Source organism: Pararoseomonas sp. SCSIO 73927, assembly GCF_037040815.1.
GTDB lineage: Bacteria > Pseudomonadota > Alphaproteobacteria > Acetobacterales > Acetobacteraceae > Roseomonas.
Genome location: NZ_CP146232.1, coordinates 2,286,505 through 2,311,930, shown reverse-complemented (window position 1 = coordinate 2,311,930; position 25,426 = coordinate 2,286,505). Strand labels below are relative to the sequence as shown.

General features: G+C 73.0%; 27 protein-coding genes and 1 other RNA gene. 14 read left to right on the top strand and 14 right to left on the bottom strand.

The features are described 5' to 3' along the window. Positions 1-18: 18 nt before the first annotated feature. A complete protein-coding gene (locus VQH23_RS10930) occupies positions 19-294 on the bottom strand; it encodes a phosphopantetheine-binding protein (RefSeq protein WP_338665670.1) in 276 nt (91 codons plus the stop codon). A gap of 79 nt (positions 295-373) precedes the next feature. Between VQH23_RS10930 and VQH23_RS10925 the strand changes: the two genes are divergently transcribed. Next, on the top strand, positions 374-1,387 hold the full coding sequence (locus tag VQH23_RS10925) for a polysaccharide deacetylase family protein (RefSeq protein ID WP_338665669.1): 1,014 nt from the start codon (positions 374-376) through the stop codon (positions 1,385-1,387). Positions 1,388-1,662: 275 nt separating this feature from the next. Here the strand turns inward: VQH23_RS10925 and VQH23_RS10920 are convergent, their stop codons facing one another. Further along, on the bottom strand, positions 1,663-2,238 hold the full coding sequence (locus tag VQH23_RS10920) for a nucleotide exchange factor GrpE (protein ID WP_338665668.1): 576 nt from the start codon (positions 2,236-2,238) through the stop codon (positions 1,663-1,665). Between the two features lie 159 nt (positions 2,239-2,397). On the opposite strand from VQH23_RS10920, the gene VQH23_RS10915 reads away from it, so the two are divergent. The 5 genes from VQH23_RS10915 (at position 2,398) to hemJ (ending at position 6,614) form a co-directional block, all read left to right on the top strand. Next, positions 2,398-2,847, top strand: a complete 450-nt coding sequence (locus VQH23_RS10915) for a MarR family transcriptional regulator (RefSeq protein WP_338665667.1) — start codon at positions 2,398-2,400, stop codon at positions 2,845-2,847. Then, positions 2,844-4,034 (top strand): multidrug effflux MFS transporter, encoded by a 1,191-nt coding sequence (locus VQH23_RS10910; RefSeq protein ID WP_338665666.1) that lies wholly within the window; start codon positions 2,844-2,846, stop codon positions 4,032-4,034. Before VQH23_RS10915 ends, VQH23_RS10910 begins: the two co-directional genes overlap by 4 nt. A gap of 338 nt (positions 4,035-4,372) precedes the next feature. After that, the gene (gene hemH, locus VQH23_RS10905) at positions 4,373-5,491 is read left to right on the top strand and encodes a ferrochelatase (protein WP_408904334.1); all 1,119 of its coding nucleotides are present in this window, start codon (positions 4,373-4,375) and stop codon (positions 5,489-5,491) included. Next, entirely contained in the window at positions 5,491-6,165 is a 675-nt protein-coding gene (locus VQH23_RS10900) for an HAD family phosphatase (protein WP_338665664.1), read from the top strand. The genes hemH and VQH23_RS10900 overlap by 1 nt, the downstream gene beginning before the upstream one ends. Next, positions 6,162-6,614, top strand: coding sequence for a protoporphyrinogen oxidase HemJ (hemJ, locus tag VQH23_RS10895; protein WP_338665663.1), 453 nt, complete (start codon positions 6,162-6,164; stop codon positions 6,612-6,614). The genes VQH23_RS10900 and hemJ overlap by 4 nt, the downstream gene beginning before the upstream one ends. A 19-nt stretch (positions 6,615-6,633) precedes the next feature. Here the strand turns inward: hemJ and VQH23_RS10890 are convergent, their stop codons facing one another. The 7 genes from VQH23_RS10890 to VQH23_RS10860 all read right to left on the bottom strand — a co-directional run bounded on the left by VQH23_RS10890 (position 6,634) and on the right by VQH23_RS10860 (position 13,097). Further along, positions 6,634-6,873: a DUF3072 domain-containing protein gene (locus tag VQH23_RS10890; protein ID WP_338665662.1), complete on the bottom strand. Its 240-nt coding sequence runs from the start codon at positions 6,871-6,873 to the stop codon at positions 6,634-6,636. A gap of 89 nt (positions 6,874-6,962) precedes the next feature. Then, on the bottom strand, positions 6,963-8,546 hold the full coding sequence (locus VQH23_RS10885) for an ABC transporter substrate-binding protein (RefSeq protein WP_338665661.1): 1,584 nt from the start codon (positions 8,544-8,546) through the stop codon (positions 6,963-6,965). Beyond that, entirely contained in the window at positions 8,543-9,892 is a 1,350-nt protein-coding gene (locus tag VQH23_RS10880; RefSeq protein ID WP_338665660.1) for a CapA family protein, read from the bottom strand. Before VQH23_RS10880 ends, VQH23_RS10885 begins: the two co-directional genes overlap by 4 nt. Positions 9,893-10,223: 331 nt before the next feature. Beyond that, positions 10,224-10,763, bottom strand: coding sequence for a hypothetical protein (locus VQH23_RS10875; RefSeq protein WP_338665659.1), 540 nt, complete (start codon positions 10,761-10,763; stop codon positions 10,224-10,226). Then, a complete protein-coding gene (locus tag VQH23_RS10870) occupies positions 10,760-11,059 on the bottom strand; it encodes a phosphoribosylamine--glycine ligase (protein ID WP_338665658.1) in 300 nt (99 codons plus the stop codon). Before VQH23_RS10870 ends, VQH23_RS10875 begins: the two co-directional genes overlap by 4 nt. Beyond that, positions 11,056-11,997: an NAD(+) diphosphatase gene (gene nudC, locus VQH23_RS10865; protein WP_338665657.1), complete on the bottom strand. Its 942-nt coding sequence runs from the start codon at positions 11,995-11,997 to the stop codon at positions 11,056-11,058. Before nudC ends, VQH23_RS10870 begins: the two co-directional genes overlap by 4 nt. Positions 11,998-12,083: 86 nt before the next feature. Further along, entirely contained in the window at positions 12,084-13,097 is a 1,014-nt protein-coding gene (locus tag VQH23_RS10860; protein WP_338665656.1) for an alpha-L-glutamate ligase, read from the bottom strand. Between the two features lie 164 nt (positions 13,098-13,261). Between VQH23_RS10860 and ffs the strand changes: the two genes are divergently transcribed. The 8 genes from ffs to VQH23_RS10820 all read left to right on the top strand — a co-directional run bounded on the left by ffs (position 13,262) and on the right by VQH23_RS10820 (position 21,763). Further along, an RNA gene (gene ffs, locus VQH23_RS10855) (signal recognition particle sRNA small type) lies at positions 13,262-13,358 on the top strand. A gap of 48 nt (positions 13,359-13,406) precedes the next feature. Beyond that, a complete protein-coding gene (locus tag VQH23_RS10850; RefSeq protein WP_338665655.1) occupies positions 13,407-15,407 on the top strand; it encodes a DNA polymerase III subunit gamma/tau in 2,001 nt (666 codons plus the stop codon). A 58-nt stretch (positions 15,408-15,465) separates the two neighbouring features. Continuing rightward, positions 15,466-15,807: a YbaB/EbfC family nucleoid-associated protein gene (locus tag VQH23_RS10845; protein WP_338665654.1), complete on the top strand. Its 342-nt coding sequence runs from the start codon at positions 15,466-15,468 to the stop codon at positions 15,805-15,807. A gap of 299 nt (positions 15,808-16,106) precedes the next feature. Beyond that, positions 16,107-16,739: a recombination mediator RecR gene (gene recR / locus VQH23_RS10840; protein WP_338665653.1), complete on the top strand. Its 633-nt coding sequence runs from the start codon at positions 16,107-16,109 to the stop codon at positions 16,737-16,739. A 114-nt stretch (positions 16,740-16,853) separates the two neighbouring features. After that, positions 16,854-18,335, top strand: coding sequence for an FkbM family methyltransferase (locus VQH23_RS10835; protein WP_338665652.1), 1,482 nt, complete (start codon positions 16,854-16,856; stop codon positions 18,333-18,335). Between the two features lie 16 nt (positions 18,336-18,351). Beyond that, positions 18,352-19,389: a glycosyltransferase family 4 protein gene (locus tag VQH23_RS10830; protein WP_338665651.1), complete on the top strand. Its 1,038-nt coding sequence runs from the start codon at positions 18,352-18,354 to the stop codon at positions 19,387-19,389. Beyond that, on the top strand, positions 19,386-20,420 hold the full coding sequence (locus tag VQH23_RS10825; protein ID WP_338665650.1) for a glycosyltransferase family 4 protein: 1,035 nt from the start codon (positions 19,386-19,388) through the stop codon (positions 20,418-20,420). Before VQH23_RS10830 ends, VQH23_RS10825 begins: the two co-directional genes overlap by 4 nt. Continuing rightward, positions 20,417-21,763, top strand: a complete 1,347-nt coding sequence (locus tag VQH23_RS10820) for a glycosyltransferase (RefSeq protein WP_338665649.1) — start codon at positions 20,417-20,419, stop codon at positions 21,761-21,763. The genes VQH23_RS10825 and VQH23_RS10820 overlap by 4 nt, the downstream gene beginning before the upstream one ends. A 51-nt stretch (positions 21,764-21,814) precedes the next feature. Here the strand turns inward: VQH23_RS10820 and VQH23_RS10815 are convergent, their stop codons facing one another. From VQH23_RS10815 to VQH23_RS10795, 5 genes are all read right to left on the bottom strand, one after another. After that, positions 21,815-23,050 (bottom strand): nucleoside transporter C-terminal domain-containing protein, encoded by a 1,236-nt coding sequence (locus tag VQH23_RS10815; protein ID WP_338665648.1) that lies wholly within the window; start codon positions 23,048-23,050, stop codon positions 21,815-21,817. Further along, on the bottom strand, positions 23,050-23,433 hold the full coding sequence (locus VQH23_RS10810) for a DUF971 domain-containing protein (protein WP_338665647.1): 384 nt from the start codon (positions 23,431-23,433) through the stop codon (positions 23,050-23,052). The genes VQH23_RS10815 and VQH23_RS10810 overlap by 1 nt, the downstream gene beginning before the upstream one ends. 4 nt (positions 23,434-23,437) lie before the next feature. Next, positions 23,438-23,659, bottom strand: coding sequence for a Trm112 family protein (locus tag VQH23_RS10805; protein WP_338665646.1), 222 nt, complete (start codon positions 23,657-23,659; stop codon positions 23,438-23,440). A 38-nt stretch (positions 23,660-23,697) separates the two neighbouring features. Next, positions 23,698-24,360 carry an LON peptidase substrate-binding domain-containing protein gene (locus tag VQH23_RS10800; protein WP_338665645.1) on the bottom strand — a complete coding sequence of 221 codons (663 nt, stop codon included), beginning with the start codon at positions 24,358-24,360 and terminating at the stop codon, positions 23,698-23,700. A gap of 64 nt (positions 24,361-24,424) precedes the next feature. Continuing rightward, a complete protein-coding gene (locus VQH23_RS10795; protein WP_338665644.1) occupies positions 24,425-25,357 on the bottom strand; it encodes a co-chaperone YbbN in 933 nt (310 codons plus the stop codon). Positions 25,358-25,426: the final 69 nt, after the last annotated feature.

The following is a 25,426-nucleotide window of genomic DNA, read 5'->3' as shown; positions in this document are numbered from 1 at the left end:
CAGCCGGACCAGCCATGCTCACCCCGCCCGGTTCTTCTCGATATGCGCGGAGAGGCTCCGCAGGGAGGCGAAGATCCGCCCGTTCCGCTCGTCGTCGGAGCGGAGCTGGAAGCCGTACTTGCGCGAGATGGCCAGCGCCATCTCCAGCGCGTCGATGCTGTCCAGGTCTAGCCCTTCGCCAAACAGGGGCGCCTCCGGCTCGATCTCCTCCGGCCGCACCTCCAGCTGGAGGGCGCCGACGATCAGCGCCGCCACCTCCGCCTCAAGCGCCGTCATCGCAGTCGTCGCACCCACGCGTCCCGTCTCCACCCTGGTCCTGGCAATCACATGGGGATAAAGCACACGGGATGGTGACGCGCCTTAAAAATTCAGCATGACGGCGCGTCCCCCGCGCCCCGCCACGCTCGATGCGTGCCCAGGGAGCGGCAAGCCGGCCGACGCCCCGGCGGCCCCGTGGGGGAATCCAGCCGCGATCCGGGGGACCGGGTCCGCTCCGGGCGACGCCTTCACGGCCCTGCCACGCCTGCTGAGCTTCACCGCCGACATCGAGCCGAGCCCGACCGACCGCACGGGCCGGCGCCACCTGGCCGCCACCGCAGCCCTGCTGGACCTGCTGGACGAGACGGGCGCGCGCGGCACCTTCTTCGTCCTCGGGGATGTGGCGGACGCCGCGCCCTGGCTGGTGCGCGAGATCGCGGCGCGTGGGCATGAGCTGGCCAGCCACAACCAGACCCACCGCGCCCTGCCCGAACTCGGCCCCGCCGCCCTGCGCGAGGAGGCCGGGCGGGCCCGCGCCGCGCTGCAGGACCTCTCCGGCCAGCCGGTCGCGGGCTTCCGCGCGCCCTACTTCTCCCTCACCCCCGATACGGAATGGGCGGCCGATACGCTGCGGGAGGCGGGCTATGCCTACTCCTCCTCCGTGCTGCCGGCGCGGTGCTTCCTCTACAACCACCCCTCGGCCCCGGCCCGGCCCTTCGCCTGGCCCTGCGGGCTGTTGGAACTGCCCGTGCCCGTCGGCACGCTCGGCCCCCTGCGCCTGCCCGCCCTGGGCGGCATGTACCTGCGCTACCTGCCGACCTGGGACCTGCGCCGCCTGACGGCACGGCTGGAAGGTCCCCTGGCCTGGACCTACTGCCACCCCTACGACATCGACGCGGACGAGCCCTTCTACCCCAACCGGGAGCTCGGCCTGCTGAACAGCCTCTTCCTCTGGGCCAATCGCGGCGTCACCGCCCGCCGCCTGCGCGCCCTGCTGCGGGGGCGCGTTTCCGTCCCGCTGGGCGAACGGCTGGACGAGGCCTGGGAGATGACGCACGCGGTGCCGCAGGCGCGGCCGGTGCCCGCAGGCACCGCGCGCCGGCTGCTGACGCTGGCTGTCGGGGGATAGAGGAGCCGCTGTAGCTCCGCCCCGGCACCCCAGGGCAAACGCGAGCGTTGTCCCGAGCCCGGAGCTTGAGCCTCCTGGATCGGCCTGAGGCTGCCGCGGGACTGGCGGAACGCGCCCACTCTTTAAGACCTGCCCTCGCAGTCGCCTCGGCTCCTCGAGCCGAGGCGCACCGTCAGCAAAGGTCAGACCAATCTGAAGAAAAAGATGATGGAGAGGGGTCCGGGGAGAGGAAGAATTCCTTCTTCCTCTCCCCGGGGCATCCCGTCAGCGACGGATCAGCCCTTCCCCGCCACCACAACCATGGCCGGCTTCAGAAGGCGCCCGTTGATGGTCCAGGCCGGCGTCCAGGCCGTGATCACGGTGCCCGGCTCCACGCCGGCCGGCGCCGGCTGCTCGGCCATGGCCTGGTGCAGCTCCGGGTCAAAGGGCTTGCCGGAGGGGTCCTCGGACTTCACCCCGTGGCGCTCCAGCATGGCAAGGAAGGCGCGCTCCACCCCCTCGAAGCCGCCGCGCAGCTTGGCGACGGGGGAGTCCTCGCCTTCCGCCGTGGGGGGCAGGGCGTCCAGGCCGCGGCGCAGGTTCTCGGCGGCGTCGGCCACGTCGCGCGCGAACTTCGTCACGGCGTAGTTGCGGGCGTCCTCCAGCTCGCGCTTGTGGCGGTTGCGGAGGTTCTGCATCTCGGCCTCGGCGCGCAGCCACTTGTCGCGCATGGCCGAGAGCTCCGCCGCCGCGTCGGGGGCGGGGGTCTCGACGCTGGATGTCCCGGGGGTGGTGCCGGGCTCATGGATCTCGGGGGCGTTGGTGGCCCCGGGCTGGGCATCGACTTCGGAGGGCTTCTGGGGATCGCTCATCGGATGATCGGGTCTTTCCTGGCCCTCGGCAGGGCCGTTTCTCGACGCCTCACCTAGGGTCCGGGGAGCGTCGGGGCAAGCTGCGCCGTGCCCGCCCAACCGCGGCGAGAGAGGTGAATATTGCATCGCAGCAAATGCGTGACATACCATCGATTGGCGATGCACACGTCCCCCCGGGCGACCCTGCCCATCCTTATCGCCGCCACGGCGCGGCACTGGCGGCGCGCCGTGAACCGGAGGCTGGAGCCGTTCGGGCTCTCCGAGGCGACCTGGCTGCCGCTGATCCGCCTGGCCCGCGCCCCGGCGCCCATGCGGCAGAAGGAACTGGCCCTCTCCCTCTCCCTGGACGGCTCCTCCGTGGTCCGGCTGCTGGACTCGCTGGAAGCGGCGGGGCTGGTGGAACGGCGTGGGGCGGGCACGGACCGGCGCGCCAAGGCGATCGTGCTGACAGAGGCGGGGCGGAGCCTGGCATCGCGGGTGGAGGAGGTCTCTGCCGCCATGCGGGACGAAGCCATGGCCGGGCTGACCGAGGCGGAGATCGACGCGGCGCACCGCGTGATGACGCGGATCATGGCCCGGCTGGCGGACCCGGAGATGCAGGCGGCATGAGCGACGCGCCCCGGCCGGCGGTTCCCCTCTGGCTGCTGGCCCTCGTCACCTTCAGCGGCACGGTGGCGATGTACATCTTCGTCCCCGCGCTGACGGCGGCCACGGCGGCGCTGGGCGCCAGCCAGGGGGTGCTGCAGCTCACCATCAGCCTCTACGTGCTGGGCCTCGCGCTGGGGCAGCCGATCTACGGACCGCTGGCGGACCGGTTCGGGCGGCGGCCGGTGCTGCTGGCCGGCCTCTCCCTCTACACCCTGGCCGGCCTGGCCGCGCTGGTGGCGCCGAACGCGGAGACGCTGGTGGCCGCGCGGCTGTTCCAGGCGCTGGGCGGCTGCGCCGGCGTGGTGCTCGGCCGCGCCATCGTGCGCGACACCTCCGGCGCGGCGGACACGGCGCAGCGGCTGGCCCTGCTGAACCTGATGGTCACGGTCGGCCCCGGCCTCGCGCCGCTGGTCGGCAGCGCCGCCGTGGCCGTGGCCGGCTGGCGCTCCACGCTGCTGATCCTCTGCCTGCTGGGGGTGGCCAACCTCGTCTTCACCTGGCGCCTGCTGCCGGAGACGGGCCAGCCCGCCGCCACCCCGACCTCCACCCTGGTGCGGGACTACCTCCGCCTCGCCTCCTCCCCCGTCTTCCTGGGCTACGCGGTCTGCGGGGGCTGCGTGACCACGGCGGCCTACGCCTTCTTCAGCGCCGCCCCCTTCATCCTCCACGAGCTGGGCCGGCCCGCGCACGAGGCGGGGATCGCCCTCAGCGCTCTTGTCGTCGGCATCTCCATCGGCAACTGGATCGCCAGCCGGCTGATCCGGCGCGGCGCGCTGGACCGCGTGCTGGCCCGGGCCAGCCTTCTCGGCGCGGCCGCCTCCCTCACCTTCCTCGTCGTGGTGCTGGCGGGGGCGCTGAACCCTGTCTCGGCCATGCTGCCGATGTTCGTCTTCACCCTCTGCGTCGGCGTCGCGGGGCCGGCGGTGCTGACCCAGGCCATCAGCCTCAACCCGCGGATCACCGGCTCCGCCTCCGGCCTCTACGGCTTCATCCAGATGGCGATCGGCTCCCTCTGCTCCGCCCTCGTCGGGCTGGGGTCGAACCCGGCCCTGGCGGCGGCGGTCGTGCTGACCGGGGCCGGGGTGGTCGGGCAGGTCGCGTTCCGGGTGGCGCTCTACGGGAAGGGGCGCGTCGTCTCGGCGGAGTAGCGTGGGTGGCCCCAAGGGAGGGGAGAAGGAATTCTCCCCTCCCTTGGACGTCGAAGGCAGTGCCTTCGACCCCCTCATCTTCTTCTGGTGGGCTGCCGCGGAAGGGGGGGGCCGGGGTCTCGCCTCGGGTCAGCGACCCGAGGCGTGGGACACGTCTGCCCGCGTTGCCGTTGAGTGAAGATTCCGGCGATGCCAGCCCCGCTTCCCGCGGCAGCCGAATGAGGAAAGATGATGGGGTCCAGGGGAAGAATTCCTTCTTCCCCTGGCGGAGGGCACGGGAGGCGGAGCCTCCCGACCTTGACCCCACCGCCGGGAATGGCATCTGGCGTCCCATGAGCATGAACGAGGGCGGCCCGTCCGGGCCCCGGCGGCTGGCGGTGGTGCTGTTCAACCTCGGCGGGCCCGACAGCCCGGCGGCGGTGCGGCCCTTCCTGACGAACCTTTTCACCGATCCGGCCATCCTGCGGTTTCCGGCCATCCTGCGGATCCCGCTGGGACGTTTGGTGGCCGCGCGGCGGACGAAGGCGGCGACGGAGAACTACGCCATCCTCGGCGGCAAGTCGCCGTTGCGGGAGCTGACGGAGGAGCAGGCGCGCGCGCTGGAGGGCGTACTGGCGGAGGAGGGCGTGGAGGCGCGGTGCTTCGTGGCCATGCGGTACTGGCACCCCTTCACCGAGGAAGCGGTGCGGCAAGTCAAGGAGTGGGGTGCTGACGAGGTGCTGCTGCTGCCGCTCTACCCGCAGTTCAGCACGACGACGACGGGCAGCAGCCTGACGGTGTGGCACGCGGCGGCGAGGAAGGCCGGGCTTTCCGTGCCGGTGACGACGCTGTGCTGCTGGCACTCCGATGACGGCTACGCGGAGGCGACGGCGGCGATCGTGCGGCGCGCGCTGGAGGAGGCGCGGGCGGCGCTGCCGGCCGGGGCGAAGCTGCGGCTGCTGTTCAGCGCGCACGGGCTGCCCGAGACGATCGTGAAGCAAGGCGATCCCTATCAGTGGCAGGTGGAGCGCAGCGCGGCGGCCGTGCTGGCGGCGCTGGACATGCCGGAGCTCGACAACGCCATCTGCTACCAGTCCCGCGTGACGCCGCAGAAGTGGCTCGGGCCGAGCACGGAGGAGGAGATCGCGCGCGCCGCGGCCGACGGCACCGCGATCCTGGTCTGCCCCATCGCCTTCGTGTCGGAGCACTCCGAGACGCTGGTGGAGCTGGACGTGGAGTACCGGGAGCTGGCGGAGCACAAGGGCGTGCCCGGCTACTTCCGCGTGCCAGCGCAGAACAGCGACCCGGCCTTCATCCGCGCCGTGGCCGCGCTTGTCGCGCGCGCGCGGGCGGAGACGCGCGGATCGCGGGACGCGGCGGGCGGCAAGCTCTGTTCCTTCGCCGGCGGGCGGCAATGCCCGAAGGCCCATACGGGTTGCCCGCACTCCGCGGCCCAGCCCCTCCGGAGTGCCGCCTGATGCGTCCTGCTGCCGTGCTGCCCGCTGCCGTGTTGTTCGACTGCGACGGGGTGCTGGCCGACAGCGAGGCCGTGGCGAACGGCTCCATCGCCGAGGACCTGACCGAGCGCGGCTTCCCGATGACGATGGAGGCCGCGAAGGAGACCTTCATGGGCACCTCCCTGCCCGACATCGTGGCGGTGGTGCGGGACAGGCTCGGCCTCGACGTGCCCGATGACTGGCCGCGGCAGATCGTGGCGCGCATCGTCGGCAAGTACCGCGCGGGGATGCTGGACCCGATCCCCGGCGCGCAGGGCGCGGTGGAGGCGGTGGCAGCGGCGGGCATTCCCATGGCCGTCGCCTCCAATTCCGGCCGCGACGAGCTGCGGACGAAGACGGGGCTCCTTCCCTTCTTCTCGCATTTCCAGGGGCGAATCCTCTGCTTCGAGGACGTGGAGCGGCCGAAGCCGCACCCCGATCTCTACATCGCCGCCGCGCGCCTCTGCGGCGCCGATCCGCGCGACTGCGTGGTGATCGAGGACAGCGTGACGGGCGCGCGGGCGGGGGTGGCCGCCGGCTGCCGCGTGCTCGGCTTCGCGCACGAGACGCCGGCGCTGGACCTGCTGGAGGCGGGAGTGGCGGAGGTGTTCACCAGCCACGCCGCCCTGCCCGGGCTGCTGGGGATTTCCCGGTGACGATCCCCTGGCTGATCAACCTCTATCCCTGGACCAAGGCGCTGCACCTGATTGCGGTGGTCGCCTGGATGGCGGGGATGTTCTACCTGCCGCGGCTCTTCGTGTACCACTCCGCCGCCCCTGCCGGGGGCGAGCCGTCGGAGACCTTCAAGGTGATGGAGCGCCGGCTGCTGCGCGCCATCATCAACCCCGCCATGGCCGCCACCTGGCTGCTCGGGATCACGCTGGTGCTGACGCCCGGGGTCATCGACTGGTCGCAGGGCTGGTGGCACGTGAAGCTGCTGGCCGTGCTGCTGATGAGCGGCTTTCACGGCCACCTCTCCGCCGCGCGCAAGCGCTTCGAGCGCGACGAGCGGCCGAAGAGCGAGCGCTACTGGCGGATCGCCAACGAGGTGCCGACGATCCTGCTGGCCGTGATCGTGGTGATGGTGATCGTGCGGCCGTTCTGAGCTTGCTGGGCCGGGCGCCTCAGGTGCCGCGCCCGGTCTTCTCCTGCAGTTCGTCGATGCGCTTGGAGGCATCGCCCTTGGACAGGGTCTCGTCGAACTCCTCGCCCGCCTCTTCCGAGAGGGTCTTGAGGTAGGAGGCCTGGGCGCCGGTCATGGGCTGGTCGCCCGTCGTCCAGTCGTCCGGGTCCTTGATGGTGTTGGAACCGGGCTCGGGATCGGTCTTCGGGTTGTGCGCGTGCTGGTCGGCCTGCTTGGCCATGATGGCATCCTCCTGCGTGCTGTTCTCCAAACGTTCGCGGATGGAAGAGGTTGCGTGCGCGACCCCGGGAGGCTCTGCCCCAAGGACCGTTATCCCCGCCGTACCCCGTAGAACAGCGGCGCCCCCGGCGGGAAGCCGGTGAGGTCGGTCTTGTGCGCCGTCAGGGTGCGGTACTCGCCGAGCGGGATGTAGGGCACGTCCTGGAAGGCCTGGCGCTGCATCTCCGCGCAGAGGGCGGCCTGCGCGGCCGGGTCCGGGGCCGTGATCCAATCCTGGCGCAACTCCTCCAGCCGCGGGCTGTCCGGCCAGCCGAACCAGGCACGCGCCCCGTTGGCCCGCAGGCCCAGGTGGCCGCCGGGATCGATGGTGTTGCCGAGGCCGGTGACGAAGATGCTCCACCCGCCCCTGTCCAGCGGGCCGCGGTTGGCCCGGCGGGTGCTGATGGTGCCCCAATCCCCGTTCTGCACCTCCACGTTCATGCCGACCTGCTTCAGCAGGTCCGCCGTGACCTCCGCGAGGCCCTTGAGAGAGGGGTAGTCGTCGGCCTGCAGGACGACGACGCGCTCCCCCGCGTAGCCGGCCGCCTGGAGGTCGCGCTTCACCTTCGCCAGGTCGCGCCGGCCCGTCAGCACCTCCAGCCCGGCCTTGCTCGCCATGGGGGAGTCGGAGGTGAAGTAGCCGACGTTGATCTCCCACGCCGCCGGGTCCGTGCCGTAGGCGGCGGTCATGAAGTCCTCCTGGCTCACGGCGCCGAGGAGGGCGCGGCGGATCGCCGGCCTGTCGAAGGGCGGCTGCAGCCAGTTGAAGCGCATGATCGTGCCGAACAGGTCCTCCACCACATGGACGTTCAGGTTGCGGTTGCGCTTCAGCAGCGGGGCGAGGTCGTTGTTCGTCACCTCCAGCCAGTCCACCTCGCCCGCCAGCAGGGCGGAGGCGGCGGTGGCCTGGTCGGGGATGATGGTCCACTCCACGCGGTCGAAATGCGCGAGTTTCGGGCCGGCGGTGCGGCTGGCCGTGCCGTCCGGGCGGGGAACGTAGCCCTCGAAGCGGGCATAGGCGGCGCGCGCCCCGGCCATGCGCTCGTCCGCCAGGAAGCGGTAGGGGCCGGATCCCACCATCTCCGTCACCTGCCTCGTCGCCTCCGTGTTGGCGAGGCGCTCCGGCATCATCGGGCAGACGGAGGCGCCGTTCTTGCCCAGCGCGGCGTGCAGGCCGGGGAAGGGCTTCTTCAGGCGAAAGCGGATGGTGCGGTCGTCCGGCGCGCTGATCTCGTCGGCGCGCGCGATCACCTCCTGCCCGTACATGTCGCGCGATCCCCATCGGCGGATGCTCGCCACGCAGTCGCGGGCGCGCACGGGCTCGCCGTCGTGGAACCTCAGCCCCTCGCGCAGGGTCATGGTCCAGGTCAGGCCGTCATTCTCGACGACGTGGCCCGCGACCATCTGCGGGTGCGGGCGGAACCTGGCGTCCAGCCCGTAGAGGTAGTCGAACACCATCTGCGAGTGGTTGGTGGTGACGGCGGCGGTGGTGAAGACGGGATCGAGCACCGCGAGGTCGGCCTGCGGCACGAACTTCAGCACGCGCCGCCCCTGCGCGGCCGAGAGGCGGGGGGCTGCGAGAAGCGCGGCGCCGGCGCTGAGAGCGGCGCGGCGGTTGAGGGTCGGGACGCTCATGCGGGCTCCTCCTGACGGGCGGGGGCGGTTTCGGGGGTGAGGTCGAGGAAGGCGCGCTCCCCTTCCAGCCGCAGCCGCGTGCCGAAGGGGGCGGAAAGGGCGGCAAAACGATCGAGGATGCGCCGGGCCTGCTCGCCCTCCGCGAGGCGCGGGCGGCCGCGCAGGTGGCGCGCCTCGCCGAGGCCGAGGGAGACGGGGACGATCTCCATTCCCGCCAGCCGCCCCGCCTCGAAGGTGAGGAAGGGCACCACCGTCTCCCAGTATCGGCCATCCGAGGGGAAGCCGCCCTCGTCGTTCCGCGTGCGCTGGCGATAGACCATGCCGGGCGTCAGCGCCGGGTCCGCCCGGAAGCGCTCGTAGGAATCGCTCGGCAGGCGCGGCACCAGCTCGTTCTGTCCGATGAAGTTGCCGAGCGAGTAGAGGATCGGGCGGCCCTTGTAGACCTCCATCCCGCGCAGCAGGTGCGGGCCGTGGCCCACCACGAGGTTCGCCCCCTCGTCGATCATGCGCCGCGCGAAGACGGACAGGAACTCGGCGGGCTGCTCCTTCGTCGCGGCGAAGTCGTGCTCGTGCGCGTGGACGGAGACGAGCACCACGTCCGAGGTCAGCCGCGCCTCCCGCACCCAGCGGGCGATGCCGTCCAGGTCCGCGGGCTTCGCGGTCTGGCGCTGCGCCACCCTCTCCGCCTCCCGGAAGTTCAGCGGGCCGAAGGGAAAGACGCCCTCCTCCGGCGGGAAGCCGAAGCCGAGCTTCACGATCATCTGCCGGAAGGCCTCCAGCCCCAGCCCATCCGCCATCTCGCGCAGCGCCCGCATGTGCTCGGGCCGCACCTCGTGCACCGTGTCGTAGCGCAGCGGGTTCAGCCCCGGGCGGCCGGGCATGTCGGGCCGCTGCGCGCTCGCCTCCTGGCCCTTGGCGAAGGTGGCGGAGCAGGCGAGCATCGCCACCGTGCCGTTCGGGTGGCCGTGGAAGACCGGCCGCCGCGCCTCCTCCAGATTGCGCCCGAGCCCGGCATGGGACAGGCCGCGCGCGTCCAGCGCCTCCAGCGTGTGCAGCAGGCCGGAGACGCCATAGTCCAGCGCATGGTTCGTGGCGGTGGCGAAGAGGGAGAACCCGGCCTCTGCCAGCTCGTCCAGCACCCAGGCCGGGGCCCCGAAATGCGAGCCGCCCGATTCCAGCGCCGGATCGCCCCGGAAGTCATTCGCGAGCGTCTCGAAGTTCGTGAAGGCCACGTCCGCGCCCCGGATCATGTCGAAGAGCGGGCGGAGGACCGGATCGGTGCGCGAGAGGAGGCGGCGCTGGAGGATGCTGTCGCCGGTCAGGGCAAGGCGGAGCGGATCGGGCAAGGCGGCGTCTCCGGGGAGGAAGCCCGGCGATCCTGGCACGGGCCGTGCCAGATCGTGCCCGGAAATCGTGTGCGCCGTCCCGCACCGGCCGTCTGTCCCGGGGAGAGGAAGAAGGAATTCCTCCTCCCGGCCCCGTTCGAAGCAGTGCTTCGAACCCTTCCTCTTCTTCGAGCTGGTCTCCCTCCGCTGACGGTGCGCCGCGGCTCATGAAGCCGAGGCGGCTGACGCGTCCCGCCCGTCCTGCGGCAGCCCGATGCAGGTCCAGGAGGCTCAGCCTCCTGGTGGGGGTCCAGGGGGCAAAGCCCCCTGGCTCCGGCCCCCAAGGACGGCCTCAGCCGCAGCCCAGCCAGGCGATGAAGGCGGGATGATGGGGTGCGATGGCGCGGGCGCCCAGGCCATTGCGGCTGGCCCAGTTGCAGTGGAAGGCGCGGACCAGGGCGGCCCCGGCCTCGTCGGGTGGGGCAAGGAGGATTCTGGCCACCTCCGCCTCCCGCCCGATCAGGCGCGTCTCCTCGCCACTCAGCGGGCGGACGCCCTGGATGCCGAGAGGAGTCAGTTCGCTGGAGAGGGAGATGATCCGGCCCAGGGTGCCCGGGCCGGTCTCGGCGGCGGCCCAGGGGGCGGCGACCTCCACGCCGTCGGCCAGGCTGGGACGGTGGCGATAGGCGAAGGCGTAGCGGCGCAGGGAGCCCTGCGGCGGCCAGGCGACGGGAAAGGCCGGGGAGGCGAGGAGGGACCAGCCCCGGGCGGCGGGGCCGAGCGCGGCCCAGGCCGCCTCGATCTCGGGGCCGGGCGGCAGGGGCTGGGCGCGCGCGGCGGCGGGCAGGGTGAGGAGCGCGGCGCCGAGGGCGCGGCGGCCGTCCGCCCTCACCCGGGCGGGCGGACGGGCTCCACGCCGCCCGGCGCCGCCAGCCCCTTGGTGCGGAGGCAGCGCAGGTAGGCCTGACGCTCGGCCAGGGCGATCTCGCCCGTCACGCGCTGGTTCTGGGTCGGGTTCTGGATTTGCAGGCGCTCGAAGCCGCGGTCCACGCCGGCGGAGTCCTGCGCCTCCCGGCGGCAGGCGGCCTCGGCGGCATTGGCGGGGGGCGGCAGGGGATCGTTGGCGCGGCAGGCCGCCAGGGCCAGGGGGGCCAGCAGCAACGCGGCGAATGGAAGGGCGCGGGTCATGGGGCGTGCTCCAGCCAGTCCTCGATCAGGCGCCGGGCAATGGAATCCACCCGCGGCAGGAGGAAGCCGGCGGCTTCGGGGTTTCGGATCTCCTCCCGCGTGAACCAGCGGGCGTCGCGCAGCTCGGCGGGGTCGATCGTGACCTCGCGGCTCAGCGCCTCCGCGTGGAAGCCGAGCATGATCGAGGCGGGGAAGGGCCAGGGCTGGGAGGAGTGGTATTGGCAGGCGCCGACGGTCACGCCCGTCTCTTCCTTCACCTCGCGGCGCACCGCCTCCTCCAGGCTCTCCCCCGGTTCCACGAAGCCGGCGAGGGTGGAGTACATGGCGCTGTTGGGGAAGCGCGTGGAGTGGCCGAGCAGGCACTCGTCGCCGTTCACCACGAGCATGATCACGGCGGGGTCGGTGCGCGGGAAGTGCTGGGCGTTGCAGTTCGTGCAGGCCATGGCGTTGCCGGCGCTGCGAGGCTCGCAGGTGTGGCCGCAGACGCCGCAGAAGCGGTGGCGGGTGCGCCAGTGCATCAGGCCGCGCGCGTGGGCGAGCATGGATGCCTCGCCCGGGGGCAGCAGGCCGGCGACAGCGCGCAGGTCGTGGAAGGCGCCCATGCCCTCGGGCAGGAGGGGGAGCGGGTCCTCCGCCGCGCTGCAGTCCACAGCGAAGACGGGGGTGCCCCCGTTCAGGCCGAGGAGCGCCCAGGTGGACTGATCATGGCCGCCGGCCATGAGGACGGCCTCGGCGGCCTCCCGCGTCAGCAGCACCGCCTCCGGGGCGCCCTCCTCCACCCCGCGCAGGAGGCTCTTCGATCGCCAGACGGGGGCGATGAGGCTCTCCTTCGAGGCCAGGGCGGCCGCGACGAAATCGGCGTCGTCCCGCCGGTCCGAGACCCGGTCGAGCGGGGAGCCGGTATAGGCGTTGGGGCGGCTGGCGGGGATGGTGAGCATGGACCGGCCGAACCTGCCATGGCCGGGGGGTACGGTCCATCCGGCGGGACCGGGGAGAGGAGGAGGCCTCCCCTCCCCGCCGCGCGTCAGGCCGCCGCGCGCCGGGTGCGGGCCAGTTCGGCGCCGAGGAAGGCGGCGATCGCGCCAGGGCCGGAGCGGTCCGTGCCCGCGAGGTCGGCGGCCTCCTCGGCGGCCGGGTTGTAGTTGGTATTGGTGTTCACGTCGTAGGTGAACACCTCGCCCTCCACCGTGCGGATGAACTCGATCCCCGCCACCTCGATGCCGTTGGCGGCCAGGAAGCCCTCCAGCGCCGCGCGCTGCCCGGCCTCGATGCCGTCCGGCAGGACGCGGAAGCGCGGCGCGGCCGCCACCGGCGCGGCGGCCGGCGCCTCACCAACCGGACAGAAAGCGTCGCCCACCGCGGCGGAGGGGCTGGGCACCTCGCACACATCGGCGGGGCAGAGCTCGAAGCCCGAGGAGGTGTCCACCTCCACCGCATAGAGGAATCGGCCGCCGACGAACTCGGCGCGGGTGATGAAGGGCCGCGCGGCGCGGAGATAGTCCTGCAGCAGCCAGAGGCCGTCGGCGGGCAGCTCGTCCTCCGGCGCGTCGGCCAGGAAGGCGGCCAGCGCGTCCGGATCGGCGAAGAGGCGCACGCCCAGGCCCTTGCCACCACGGTTGGGCTTCAGGATCAGCGGGCCGCTGCCGTACCGGGCGCGGGCCGCCCTCACCACGTCCTCCGCCTCACCCCGCACCACCACGGTGCCGGGCACGGCGATCCCGGCCGCCTCCAGCGCCGCGTACTGCCGGGCCTTGCTGATCTCCAGGTCCAGGGCGCGGGGGCCGTTCACCACGCGGCGCCCGTAGCGCTCCAGCCAGGCCAGCACAGCCGCCGTCAGCTCCGCGGAGTAGCGGTGGCCGCGCGTGTGGGAGGAGGCGGACATGCGGTTGTAGAACACGCCCTCCGGCGGGGGCCGGGAGAGGTCGAAGCTGCCGGAGGAGAGGTTCCAGTCCGCCCAGGGCAGGCCGCGCTTGTCCAGGGCCGCGGCCAGCGGCGGGAGCCACTCGGGGTTCTCGTGGATGATGTGGATCTGGGACATCCCGGCGTCTCACGATGAGCTGTTGTGGTGGCCAGAGATAGGGCGACATGCCATCGTGAGAAAGGGTGGGCGGCGGGGACGCGCGGGAAATCGTCGTTCCCAACCCGCGAACCGGCCCCGATCCCGGTTGCTCCCGGGGCGCCTTCCCCTCATATACCGCGGCGGAAGGCCGGTCGCGGACGGGCGCCCTGTCGACCCGGTCAGGTCCGGAAGGAAGCAGCCGAGGCGGGTCATCGCTCGGGTCGCGGTCCGGTCTTCCACCTCTTGGTATGATGCCTGGCGGCCCAGGCCGCGTATGATGCGGCCCGGATGACCAGCGACACCGACCTCTCGACCGAAGCGCCGGACGACCTGCCGGAGCCCCCGATGGAAGGGCCCGGCCTGTTCGGCGATCCCGCACCGGCCGCGCCCCCTGCGCCCACCGCCGCGCCCACACCCGCGCCCACACCGGATGAGCCGGCCCAGCCCTATCGGGTGCTGGCCCGCAAGTACCGGCCGAAGAGCTTCGCGGACCTGATCGGGCAGGACACGCTGGTCCGCACCCTGCGGAACGCCTTCGCGCAGAACCGGGTGGCGCACGCCTTCATGCTCACGGGCGTCCGCGGGGTGGGGAAGACCACCACGGCCCGCATCATCGCCCGCGCCATGAACTGCATCGGGCCCGACGGGAAGGGCGGCCCCACGGCCGATCCCTGCGGCGTGTGCCCGGAGTGCCGCGCCATCCTGGCGGACCGCCACCCGGACGTGGTGGAGCTCGACGCCGCCTCCAACAACAGCGTGGACAATGTGCGGGAGATCCGGGAGGCGGTGCGCTTCCGGCCGAGCCAGGGGCGCTTCAAGGTTTACATCCTGGACGAGGTCCACATGCTCTCCGGCGCGGCCTTCAACGCGCTGCTGAAGACGCTGGAGGAACCGCCGCCGCAGGTGAAGTTCCTGTTTGCCACCACCGAGATCCGGAAGGTTCCGGCCACCATCCTCTCCCGCTGCCAGCGCTTCGACCTGAAGCGCGTGCCGCAGGAGACGCTGCGCGCGCACTTCGCCCGCATCGCGGAGGCGGAGGGGACGACCGTGGAGCCGGAGGCGATCGCCATGGTCGCCCGCGCAGCGGATGGTTCCGTGCGCGATGGCCTCTCCCTGCTCGACCAGGCCATCGCCATGCCGTCCGAGGACGGGGCCGGCGTCACGGCCGAGGCGGTGCGGGACATGCTGGGGCTGGCGGACCGCGCCCTGGTGATGGACCTGATGGAGGCCGCCCTGCGCGGCGACCTTCCCGCCGTGCTCGCCGCCATGGACCGCGCGCATGAGCGCGGCGCCGATCCCGGCGTGGTGCTGGCCGACATGGCGGAGCTGACCCACACCCTGACGCGCTTCCGGGCCGTGCCGGCGCTGAGGAACGACCCCTCCGTGCCGGAGGCGGAGCGCACGCGCGGCGCGGCCCTGGCGGAGACGCTGACCATCCCCGTGCTCGGCCGCGCCTGGCAGGTGTTGCTGCGCGGCATCAACGAGGTGGCGGAGAGCCCGGACCGGCGCGCGGCGGCGGAGATGGTGCTGATCCGCTTGGCACACCTGGCGGAGATGCCCACCCCCGGCGACATTGTCCGCCGCCTCTCCGGCGCCAGCCCGCCCCCGCGCGGCGGCGGGGGCGGCGGTGCGCCCGCGGGCAGCCCCGGCGGCGGGGCGGAGGCCGTCGGCACGCCGATGGCCGCTGGTGGCCCAACCGGCGGCTTCCGGGCCATCGCGGGTGGTGGCGGCGCGGCCGTGGCCGTGGCGGCCCAGCCGGAGCCCGAGGCTGCCCCCCTCGCCCGCCCCACCACCTTCCGCGAGGTGGCGGCGCTCGCTTCAGGCCGTCGGCCGAAGCTGCACGCGCACCTCGTCCATACCGTCCACCTCGTCCGCTTCGCGGAAGGGCGGATCGAGCTGCGGATGCTGCCGGACGCGCCGCGCGACCTGCCCGGCCAGCTCTCCGCCCTGCTGCAGGAGATGACGGGGGCGCGCTGGACCGTCTCCCTCTCCAACGCCGAGGGGGAGCCGACGCTTGCCTCGCAGCGCCGGGCGGCGGACGAGGCGCGGCTGGAGGTGGCGCGCAGCCACCCGCTGGTGCTGGCCGTGATGGAGACCTTCCCCGGCGCCCAGATCCGCGACGTGCGCGACGCCAACCTCGACGACTACGGCCTGCCCCCGCCCGAGGCCGCCCCGGCGGAGGAGCCGGAGGTGGTGCTGGCGGACGACGTGAACTTCGCCCCGGTGGACGACGACGATTTCGCCTTCGCGCCGCTGGACGCCGAGCCCGCGGGGATGGACAGGCCCTGAGGCTTGGTCCATCCGCCTGGGCCATCGCCCTCCCCCCCCCCCAATTGAGGACCGCCGCATGAAGAACCTGGGCAACATGCTGAAGCAGGCTCAGCAGATGCAGTCGAAGATGCAGGAGATGCAGGCGACGCTGGAGGCCGCCACCATGGAGGGCCAGGCCGGCGCCGGCATGGTGCGCGTCACCCTCTCCGGCAAGGGCGACCTGAAGGGCCTGGCGATCGACCCCTCCCTCATGGTGGCGGAGGAGCGCGAGGTGCTGGAGGACCTGATCGTCGCCGCCCACGCCGACGCCAAGCAGAAGGTGGAGGCGATGATGGCGGAGGAGATGTCGAAGGCCACCTCCGGCCTCAACATCCCCGGCATGGGCGGCGGGCTGGGCGGGTTCAAGCTGCCGTTCTGAGCGCGACCGGCCCCAGGGGGCTTCGCTCCCTGGACCCCCACCAAGGGCCTGAGGCCCTTGGATCCCCTTCTGGCTGCCGCCACGCCGGCCTGACACGAGGTCTCGGCGTGACGGGCCTCTTCCTGCCCTTGCAGTCGCCTCGGGTCATCGACCCGAGGCGCACCGTCAGCAGAGTAAATCCAAAGCCTAGAAAAAGATGATGGTGAGGGGTCCGGGGAAAGGAAGAATTCCTTCTTCCTCTCCCCGGTCCGCAAGCGCCGTCCGATGCGCCGGAGGGGGATCGTCACCATATGCAACGGATGCCGTTCGACCCTTCCGCGATGCGCCCGGATCCGGTTCCGCCCAACGACCCGGTGGAGCAGTTGGTCGCCCTGCTGGCGCGGATTCCCGGCCTCGGGCGGCGTTCCGCCCGGCGCGCCGCGCTGCGGATGCTGCAGGACCCGGAGCGGCTGATGCGTCCGCTCTCCCGCGCGCTGGATGCGGCGGCGGAGGCGGTGAAGCCCTGCCGGGTTTGCGGCAACCTCGACTCGCGTGATCCCTGCGGCGTCTGCCGCGACCCCCGGCGGGAGCGCGGGCTGGTCTGCGTGGTGGAGGGGGTTTCGGACCTCTGGGCGCTGGAGCGGGCGGGGGCGCATCGCGGGCTGTACCACGTGCTGGGGGGCACGCTCTCGGCGCTCGGCGGCGTGTCGCCGGAGGACCTGGCCATCCAGCCGCTGGTGGAGCGGGTGGCGAAGGGGGAGGTGGAGGAGGTGATCCTGGCGCTGCCGGCGACGGTGGAGGGGGCCTCCACCGGCCATTACCTGGCGGACCGGCTGCGGCCGCTCCTCGTGCCCGTCACCCGGCTGGCCCAGGGCGTGCCGATGGGCGGAGCGCTGGACGTGCTGGACGACGGCACCCTGGCCGCCGCCCTCCGGGCCCGCCGCCCGGCGTAGCGGGAGCACAGCGTCGGTTTCGGTACGGGTCGTCCCCTCCCCGACTTGCCGCCCCCCGTGGGTCCGTTATGAAGGCGCCGCGGCCCAGGCCGCCGATCACCCATGACAGGTCCGGTGCCGCGCGTGTCTGAGAGCCAGCCTCCTCGTCCCATCCACCGGCGCGCCGGCCGGGTCGCGCTGCGGGGACTGCGTCCCTTCGCCCTACCCTTCCTGCACCGCATCCAGCTGCGGCTGCGGCAGGCGGTGGAGGACACGAACCTCGACGCCCGGATCAACAGCGGGGTTGCCGCCACCGTGGCGGCGGCCACGCACGCGCTGGCGCGGCAGATGCAGGCGATCGCGGACCGCATCGACCCGCTACCCCCGCGGCTGGACGACCTCGCGGGGCGCCTCGAGCGGGTGGAGCACCACCTGCGGGCCGAGACGGCCGGGGTCGAGCAGGCGATCGACCGGCTGGGGCTTCGGATGCGGGCGCTGCAGCTCGGCATCGACGCGCTCCGCCTCGAGCAGGGGCAGCGGCAGGACGCGGTCACCGGGGCCGTGACCGCCACCGGGGAGCGGCTCGCGGGGGCTGTCACCGCCACCGAGGAGCGGCTCGTGGGGGCCGTGGCCAGCACGGAGGAGCGGCTCGCGGGGGCCGTGGCCAGCACCGAGGAGCGGCTCGCGGGGGCTGTGGCCAGCACAGAGGAGCGGCTCGCGGGAGGGGCCAACGGAGGGGCGGAGGCGCTCTCCGGCCAGCTGCAGAGCCGGACCGACATGCTCTACGGCCTTGTGCGGGACCGGACGGAGCCGTTGCTCTCGCGGGTGGCGCTTCCCGTCGGCGACGCCCTGCTGATGCGCCTGCCCGAGGGCTTCCTCCTCATCCCCGCCGAGGACGCGCCGCTCGTCGCCGCGATGTACGAGAGCGGCGGGCGGCTGGAGCCGGGCACGGTGGCGGTGATCCAGGCCGTGCTGCGGGAAAGCGACACCGTGCTGGACGTGGGGGCGAATGTCGGGCTGACGGTGCTGCCTGCGGCGCGGCGCGTCGGCCCGGCGGGCCGGGTGATCGCGGTGGAGCCCACGGCCCGGCTGGCGGAGCTGCTGCGGCGGAGCCTGGTGACGAACGGGCTGGACAGGATCGTGACGCTGCACCGCTGCGCGGCCGGCGCGGCGCCGGGCACGGCGGAGCTGAACCTCGGCGTCACCTCCGGCCACTCCTCCCTGCTCGCCCTGCCGGGCTCGGAAGGGAGCGAGACGGTGGATGTGCGGCCGATGGACGCGCTGGTGCCGCCCGGCACGCGCGTGCACCTCGCCAAGATCGACGTGGAGGGGTTCGAGCCGGAGGTGTGGCGGGGCATGGGCCGCATCCTCTCGGAGAATCCGGGCATGGCGGCGCTGGTGGAGTTCGGGCCGGAGCACCTGCGCCGCGCGGGCGTCGCGCCCGCGGAGTGGATGGCGCTGTTCACGGGCGCCGGCTTCACGCCCTACGAGGTGGACGAGGCCACGGGCACGGTGCGGCCGGCGCGGCCGGTTTCCGCCCTGGCGGCGGTGCCGACGGCCAACCTGCTCATGCTGCGTCAGCCGGCCGAGACCTACCCCGCGCTGCGGCTGGCCTGAGCGGGGATCGGCGCGCGTGAGGATCGGCATCGTCTCCTCCGCCGTGCCGCTGGTGTACGGCGGCGGGCGTTTCATCGTGGACTGGCTGAACGAGAAGCTCACGGCGCGGGGGCACCAGGTGGAGACGGTCTACCTGCCCTTCGTCGAGTACCAGGACCAGATCCTGTCGCAGACCGCGGCCTTCCGCATGATGAAGCTCGACGACTACTTCGAGCAGGTCATCACGATCCGCCCGCCCGCCCACGCGGTGCGGCACCGCCGCAAGGTGGTGTGGTTCATCCACCACCTGCGCGGCTTCTACGACCTCTGGGGCACGCCCTACGGCGCGGTGCCCGACCATGCCGCCGGCCGGGCCCTGCGCGACGCGGTGATGGCGGCGGACAACGAGTTCCTGTCGGAGGCGCGGCACGTCTTCACCAACTCCCGCGTGGTGGGGGACCGCCTGCGGCGCTTCAACGGCGTGGCCAGCGACATCCTCTACCCGCCCATCCTGCGGCCGGAGATGTTCGTCGCCGGGGCCTACGGCGACGAGATCGTCAGCGTCTGCCGGATGGAGCACCACAAGCGCCAGCACCTGATGGTGGAGGCGATGGCGCACACGCGCACGGCCGTGCGGCTCCGGCTCTGTGGCCTTTCCATGCACCCGGCCTACGTCGAGGGGCTGCGGCGGCGCGCGCTGGAGCTGGGGGTCGCGGACCGCGTGACGGTCGAGGAGCGCTGGATCTCCGAGCAGGAGAAGGCCGACCGGCTGGAGAACGCCCTCGCCTCCGCCTACCTGCCCTTCGACGAGGACAGCTACGGCTACCCGACCATCGAGGCGGCCCATGCCGCGCGCTGCACGGTGACCGTCTCCGACTCCGGCGGCGTCGCGGAGTTCGTGCAGGACGGCGTCACCGGGCTGATGACCGGCCCGGACGCGGCCGAGCTGGGCGCCGCCTTCGACCGTCTCTATGCCGACCGCGCCCTGACCGCCCGGATGGGTGCTGCGGCGCGGGAGCGGGTGGCGGAGCTCGGCATCGACTGGGACACGACGATCGAGAGGCTGCTGGCATGAAGGTGCTCGTGCTCAGCACCATGGTGCCCTTCGTGCACGGGGGCGCGGAGGAGCTGTTCGACCATCTCGTGCTCAACCTGCGCCGCCAGGGGCACGAGGCGGAGGGGATGCGCATCCCCTTCACCTGGCACCCGGCCGAGGGGCTGATCGAGGAGATGCTGATCGCCCGGCAGCTCCGCCTCTACAACGTCGACCGGGTGATCGCGCTGAAGTTCCCGGCCTACATGGTGCCCTGGCACGACAAGGTGCTGTGGCTGCTGCACCAGTTCCGCCAGGCCTACGACCTGCTGGATGCCGGCCAGAGCAACATCCCCGACACCCCGCGCGGGCAGGAGATCCTGTCCGCGATCCGCGCGGGCGACGCGCTGGCCTTCCGCGAGGCGCGGCGCATCCACACCAACGCGCCCATCACCTCCCGCCGACTGAAGCGCTACAACGGCTTCGACAGCAGCGTGCTGCGCCCGCCGCTGAACGACCCGGAGCTGTTCACGGGCGGCGAGTCCGAGGGCTACATCCTCGCCACCGGGCGGGTGAACGCGGGCAAGCGCCAGGCCCTGCTGGTGCGCGCCCTGCGCCACGCCCCGGGCCTGCGGCTGGTGGTGGCCGGCCCGCCCGACCGGCCGGAGGACGCGGAGGCGCTGCGCCGCCTGGCCGCGGAGGAGGGCGTGGAGGACCGGGTGACGCTGGACCTGCGCTTCCTGCCGCGCGCGGAGCTGGCGCGGCTGGTGAACGGCGCCCTGGCCGTGGCCTACCTGCCCTATGACGAGGACAGCCTGGGCTACTGCACCATGGAGGCCTTCCAGGCCGCCAAGCCCGTGATCACGAGCACGGATTCCGGCGGCGTGCTGGACATTGTGCGGGACCGGGACAACGGCCTCATCGCGCCGCCGGAGCCCGAGGAGCTGGGCGCGGCCATGGCGGCGCTGGCCGCCGATCCCGCCCTCGCCCGGCGCTACGGCCGGGCCGGGCGCGGCGCGATGGAGGATGCGGGGCTGGACTGGCCCACCACCATCGAGAGGCTCGTCGCGTGAGGCATCTCCGCATCGCCTGGGCAGGCCCCTGGAACGAGCGCTCCGCCATCGCCGCCTTCGGCCAGGGCATGGCGGAGGAGCTGACCGCGCGCGGGCACGAGGTGACGGTGCTGCGGACGGAGCTGGGCGCGGGCGCCGGCCTGCCGCCGCGCCCGGCGCCCGGGGCGGTGCACCGCATCGAGGCGCTGGACGACGGCGCGATCGAGCGCGGCTTCGACGTGCTGGTGGCGCAGATCGGGGATAATCACGGCTTCCACGGCGCCCTGCTGGACCGGATCAGCCCGCTGATGACGGTGGGCGTGTTCCACGACGCCTTCATCCTGAACCTTGCCGTCCAGCACGTGCTGGCGAGCGAGGACGACGCCGCGCTGCGGCGGCTGGTGCGCGCGGTGCACGGCGAGGAAGGCCTGCACGAGGGCGAGCCCATCTGGACGGATCTGGCGGAGGTCGCCCGGCGCCGCCCGATGCTGGAGTGGCTGGCCCGCCGTTGTGCCGGGGCCGTGGCCCACGCCGCGCACTACGCGCCGCGCCTGGCCGCCGCCTGCCCCGGCCCCACCGCCACCATCCCGCTGGCCTTCGAGGTGCCGGACCTGCCGCCGCCGCCCGCCCGCTGGAACCGCATGACGGTGGCGGCCATCGGCCATGCCAACCCGAACCGGCAGCTGGACCAGGTGATCACCGCGATCGGCGCCTCCGGCGCCCTGCGGGAGCGCTGCCGGCTGCGCGTGATCGGCGCGGCGGATGCGGCGGAGCGGGAGCGGCTGACAGCGCTCGCGGCGCTCCTCGGCGTCGATCCGCCGGAGTTCACGGGCTGGGTCAGCGACGAGGACCTGCGCTGGAGGCTGCGCGACGTGGACGCCATCGCCTGCCTTCGCAACCCGGTGCTGGAAGGGGCCTCGGCCTCCGTCATCCTTGCCCTCTCCTCCGGGCGGCCGACGCTCGTCACGAATCACGGGTGCTACGCCGAGCTCCCCGGCGACACCGTGCTCGCCTGCCGCCCGGAGGCGGAGGCGCTGGACGCCATGCGGCACCTGGAATGGGTGCAGGCCAACCCGGCGGATGCGGCCGGGCTGGGGGCGCGCGGCCAGGCGCTGGCGCGCACCCGGCATTCCTTCCATGCCTATGCCGACGCGCTGTTGCCGTTGCTGGAAGAGGTGGTGAGGGGCCGCCCGCGGCGCGAGGCGCGGGTGCGGCTGGCCTCGATCCTCAAGGATTTCGGGCTGGGGCCGGACGATGCGGCGGCCGGGCGCGTCGGGGCGGTGGTGGACGCGATGGGACTGGACCCGGCGAAGGTGGAGAAGGCCCGGCAGATCGCCGCGCCGGCCTTCCGGGCGGCGGACTGAGCGGGGGCGGTTCCGGCAGGCCTTCCCCTAGGGACTGCGAGCGCCGCCGGGTCAGGGCGAGAGCAGCCCCACCGTCGCGCCGGTCATGCAGCAGGCGATGGTGGCCGCGAGGAGAGAGGGCAGGCCGAGGCGGACGATCTCCGCCCGGCGCTCCGGGCAGAGGGCGCCCATGCCGGAGACCATGATCCCCACGCTGGCGAAGTTCGCGAAGCCGCAGAGCGCCCAGGAGAGGATCAGCTTCGTCCGCGGGGCCAGGGCGGCGCCGTTGGGGCCGGCCATGTCGAGATAGGCGACGAACTCATTCACCACGCCACGGATTCCCAGCAGGCGGGCGGCGGCGGCGGCGTCCTCCGCCGCGATGCCCATGGCCCAGGCGAGCGGCCAGAGGAGGGTGCCGGCGAGCGCCTCGAGCGTCAGGCCGGTGAGCGGCTGGAGTATCATGTTCGCCAGCGCGACCAGGGCCACGAAGACGATGAGGCCGGCCATGATGTTCAGCAGCAGGGAGAGGCCGTCCGCGGTGCCGCGGGTGAGGGCGTCCATGCTGCTGTCGTAGAGGCGCGGGGCCTCGATGTCGGCGGATTCGGGGGCGGCGGCCTCGGGCAGCATGAGGCGGGCGGCGAGGATCGCGGCGGGGGCGGAGACGAGGGAGGCGGCGAGAAGCTGGCCGGCGGCGTCCGGCACGGCGCCGGAGAGCATGGCGGCGTAGACCACCAGCATGTTGCCGGAGATGGTGGCGAGGCCCGCCGTCATCACCACCAGGAGCTCCGGGCGCGAGAGGGTGGCGAGCCAGGGGCGGATGAAGAGCGTGGCCTCCACCATGCCGGTGAAGACGTTGGCGGCCACCGAGACGCCGCAGGCGCCGGAGACGCCGAAGGCGGTGCGGAGGGCGCGGGACATCACCCGCACCAGGGCCGGCAGCACCCGCCAGTGGTAGAGCAGCGCGGAGAGGGCCCCGACCAAGAGGACGATGGGCAGGGCCTGGAAGAAGAGGACGAAGCCCCCGCCCGGCCGGGTCTCGGCGAAGGGCAGCGGCGCGCCGCCGAGATAGCCGAAGACAAGGCTCGTGCCGGCGCGCGTGGCCCGCGCCAGGGCGTCCACCGCGTCGCCCACCAGCGCGAAGCCGGCGCGCAGCGGGGGGATGTGCAGCAGGGCGGCGGCCAGCGCGACCTGCAGGGTCACCCCGGCCAGGACGGCGCGCCAGGGGACCGGGCGCCGGAAGCCGCCGCAGGCCCAGGCCAGGGCGAGCAGCGCGGCCAGGCCGACCGCCGACTGGAGCTGCAGCGGCACTACGGGATGGTCTTGGGGGCGGCGCGGCCGCGCAGGTCGCGGGACAGGCCCTTCTCCTCCAGCGCGGCCAGGTAGGCCGGCCAGAGGGTGCCGTAGTCCCGGCCCAGGCGGTGCAGCGTCTCCCAGCTGTAGATGCCGGTGCTGTGCAGGTCGTCGAAGGTCAGGCGGACGGCGTAGTTCCCCACCGGCTCGATCCCGATGATCGCGACCTCCCGCTTGCCGTGCACCAGCACCTTCTCCCCGGGGCCATGGCCCTGCACCTCGGCGGAGGGGCTCTCCACCCGCAGGTACTCCGCGGGAAGTTCGAAGCGGCCCCCGTCGTCGAAGGCCACCTCCAGGCGGCGTTCGGCGCGGTTCAGGCGGATCTCGGTGGGAGTGGGCACGCCGCTACAGGCGGCGCGCCTCGTCCGGCAGCATGATGGGGATGCCGTCGCGGATGGGATAGGCGAGGCCCGCGCCCTCGCTCACCAGTTCCCCGGCCGCGCGGTCGTAGCGCAGCGGGCCCTTGGTGACGGGGCAGACGAGGATCTCCAGCAGGCGGGGATCGACGGTTGCCGCGGGGGTTGCGGCGGGGGCGGCATCGCCGGCGGGCGGCGTCGTCTGGCTCATCGGGAAGTCCTCGGCTCCGGCGCCCTGAACTGGGCGCCTCAACTCGGGCGCATGTCTTGGCCCGGACCGGGCAGGCTGTCCATCCGCAGCATGGCGGCCAGCGCCTCGGCCCGGGCGGTGGGGTCGGCGGCCTCCAGCAGGGCCTGCTTCTCCACAGGGTCGAAGGGGCAGACCATGGCGAGGGTGGCGACGAGCGGGCCGTCCTCCAGTCCCTCGATTGCCTCCCAGTTCGCCTCGATGCCCTTGCTGCGGAAGTATGCGCGCAGGGAGTCCAGCAGCGCCGGGCGGTTCAGCATCGGCGGAGGGGCGGGTCGGGCCAGGTCGGCGGCGAAGGGGGCGTAGTCCGGGCGCACCCGGCGATAGCCGTCCCGCATCGGCAGCTCCTCCGCGATGTGGAAGCGGACAAGGCCGGTGAGGCTGATCAGCAGGCGGCCATCCTCCGTCTCCGCGAAGGAGGAGACGCGGCCGAGGCAGCCCACGCGGTAGAGGGCGGGGCCGGTGGGGCCGGCGGGGGCGCCCGTGTCCGGCTGGATCATCCCGAGGCAGCGGCCGTTCGAGAGGCTCGCCTCCATCATCGCCAGGTAGCGCGGCTCGAAGATGTTCAGCGGCAGCCGCCCGCCGGGCAGGAGAAGGGCCCCCGGCAGGGGGAAGATCGCGATCTCCGCCGGTAGGCCGCCGAGGTCCCGGGGGTGGAAGGGCATGTCCGGGGCTCCTCGTGGCGGTCGGAAAGCGAGGGAGGGCGGGCGCCCTCCCCCCGGCTCCGCCTCAGCTGAACAGCATGGAGGAGAGCTTGCGGCGCCCGGCCTTCGTGGCCGGATCCTCGAAGCCCCATGCCTCAAAGAACTTGAGCAGCTGCTTGCGGGCGGCACCGTCGTTCCAAGTGCGGTCGCGCTTGAAGGCGTCAAGGAGCGCATCGGCCGCCGCGGTGCGATCCCCGGCGGCGTTGAGGGCCACGGCAAGGTCAATCCGCGCCTCGTGGTCGTTCGGGTCGGCGGCGAGCCGGGACTCGTACTCCGCCAGCTTGCCGCGCGCCTCGCGCCCGGCCTTGGCCAGCTCCAGCGCGGAGCGGACCGCGGTCACCTCCGCGTGGTCGCGCAGCTTCGCGGGCAGGCTCTCGAGCACCTGCTCCGCCTGGTCCTCCTCGCCCAGCTCCATCAGGCAGCGGGCGACGCCGGCCATGGCGGCCGCGTTCTCCGGTTCCTGCTGGGCCAGCGCCCCGTAAAGCTCCAGCGCGCCCTGGAAGTCTCCCTCCTCCACCGCCTGCTTCGCCTCGGCGAGGAGGTCGGCGGAAGGCATCTGCCCGCCGGCCGTCTTCAGCAGGTTCTCGATGAACTTCTTCACCTCGCTCTCGGGCAGCGCGCCCTGGAAGAGGTCGGCGATCTGGCCCTGCCAGAAGGCGGCCACCGTGGGCACGGACTGCAGCGGAAGGCCGAGCTGCGCGAGCTGCTGCACCAGGGCGCGGTTGGCGTCGATGTCGATCTTCACCAGCCGCACGCGCCCGCCGGCGGCGCGGACCACCTTCTCCAGCGTGGGGGTGAGCTGCTTGCAGGGACCGCACCAAGTGGCCCAGAAATCGACCAGCACCGGCACCTGGCGGCTGGCGGCCACCACGTCCTGCATGAAGCTCTTCTGGTCGCCATCCTTGATGACGTCCTCGGCGGGCGCGCCGCCTGGGGCAGGGTTGAGAAGGGAATCCATGATGACCGACGCCTGTCCGGAGTGATTTACCCCTAGATGCGGTTCATGTGCCGTCTGGGCAAGTCGCGC

Excerpts from the sequence above, each read along its gene's own strand:
- VQH23_RS10925 (WP_338665669.1), top strand. The coding sequence starts at position 374 with ATGACGGCGCGTCCCCCGCGCCCCGCCACGCTCGATGCGTGCCCAGGG.
- VQH23_RS10920 (WP_338665668.1), bottom strand. The coding sequence starts at position 2,238 with ATGAGCGATCCCCAGAAGCCCTCCGAAGTCGATGCCCAGCCCGGGGCC.
- VQH23_RS10915 (WP_338665667.1), top strand. The coding sequence starts at position 2,398 with ATGCACACGTCCCCCCGGGCGACCCTGCCCATCCTTATCGCCGCCACG.
- VQH23_RS10910 (WP_338665666.1), top strand. The coding sequence starts at position 2,844 with ATGAGCGACGCGCCCCGGCCGGCGGTTCCCCTCTGGCTGCTGGCCCTC.
- hemH (WP_408904334.1), top strand. The coding sequence starts at position 4,373 with ATGAACGAGGGCGGCCCGTCCGGGCCCCGGCGGCTGGCGGTGGTGCTG.
- VQH23_RS10900 (WP_338665664.1), top strand. The coding sequence starts at position 5,491 with ATGCGTCCTGCTGCCGTGCTGCCCGCTGCCGTGTTGTTCGACTGCGAC.
- VQH23_RS10890 (WP_338665662.1), bottom strand. The coding sequence starts at position 6,873 with ATGGCCAAGCAGGCCGACCAGCACGCGCACAACCCGAAGACCGATCCC.
- VQH23_RS10885 (WP_338665661.1), bottom strand. The coding sequence starts at position 8,546 with ATGAGCGTCCCGACCCTCAACCGCCGCGCCGCTCTCAGCGCCGGCGCC.
- VQH23_RS10870 (WP_338665658.1), bottom strand. The coding sequence starts at position 11,059 with ATGACCCGCGCCCTTCCATTCGCCGCGTTGCTGCTGGCCCCCCTGGCC.
- nudC (WP_338665657.1), bottom strand. The coding sequence starts at position 11,997 with ATGCTCACCATCCCCGCCAGCCGCCCCAACGCCTATACCGGCTCCCCG.
- VQH23_RS10860 (WP_338665656.1), bottom strand. The coding sequence starts at position 13,097 with ATGTCCCAGATCCACATCATCCACGAGAACCCCGAGTGGCTCCCGCCG.
- VQH23_RS10850 (WP_338665655.1), top strand. The coding sequence starts at position 13,407 with ATGACCAGCGACACCGACCTCTCGACCGAAGCGCCGGACGACCTGCCG.
- VQH23_RS10845 (WP_338665654.1), top strand. The coding sequence starts at position 15,466 with ATGAAGAACCTGGGCAACATGCTGAAGCAGGCTCAGCAGATGCAGTCG.
- recR (WP_338665653.1), top strand. The coding sequence starts at position 16,107 with ATGCCGTTCGACCCTTCCGCGATGCGCCCGGATCCGGTTCCGCCCAAC.
- VQH23_RS10825 (WP_338665650.1), top strand. The coding sequence starts at position 19,386 with ATGAAGGTGCTCGTGCTCAGCACCATGGTGCCCTTCGTGCACGGGGGC.
- VQH23_RS10805 (WP_338665646.1), bottom strand. The coding sequence starts at position 23,659 with ATGAGCCAGACGACGCCGCCCGCCGGCGATGCCGCCCCCGCCGCAACC.
- VQH23_RS10800 (WP_338665645.1), bottom strand. The coding sequence starts at position 24,360 with ATGCCCTTCCACCCCCGGGACCTCGGCGGCCTACCGGCGGAGATCGCG.
- VQH23_RS10795 (WP_338665644.1), bottom strand. The coding sequence starts at position 25,357 with ATGGATTCCCTTCTCAACCCTGCCCCAGGCGGCGCGCCCGCCGAGGAC.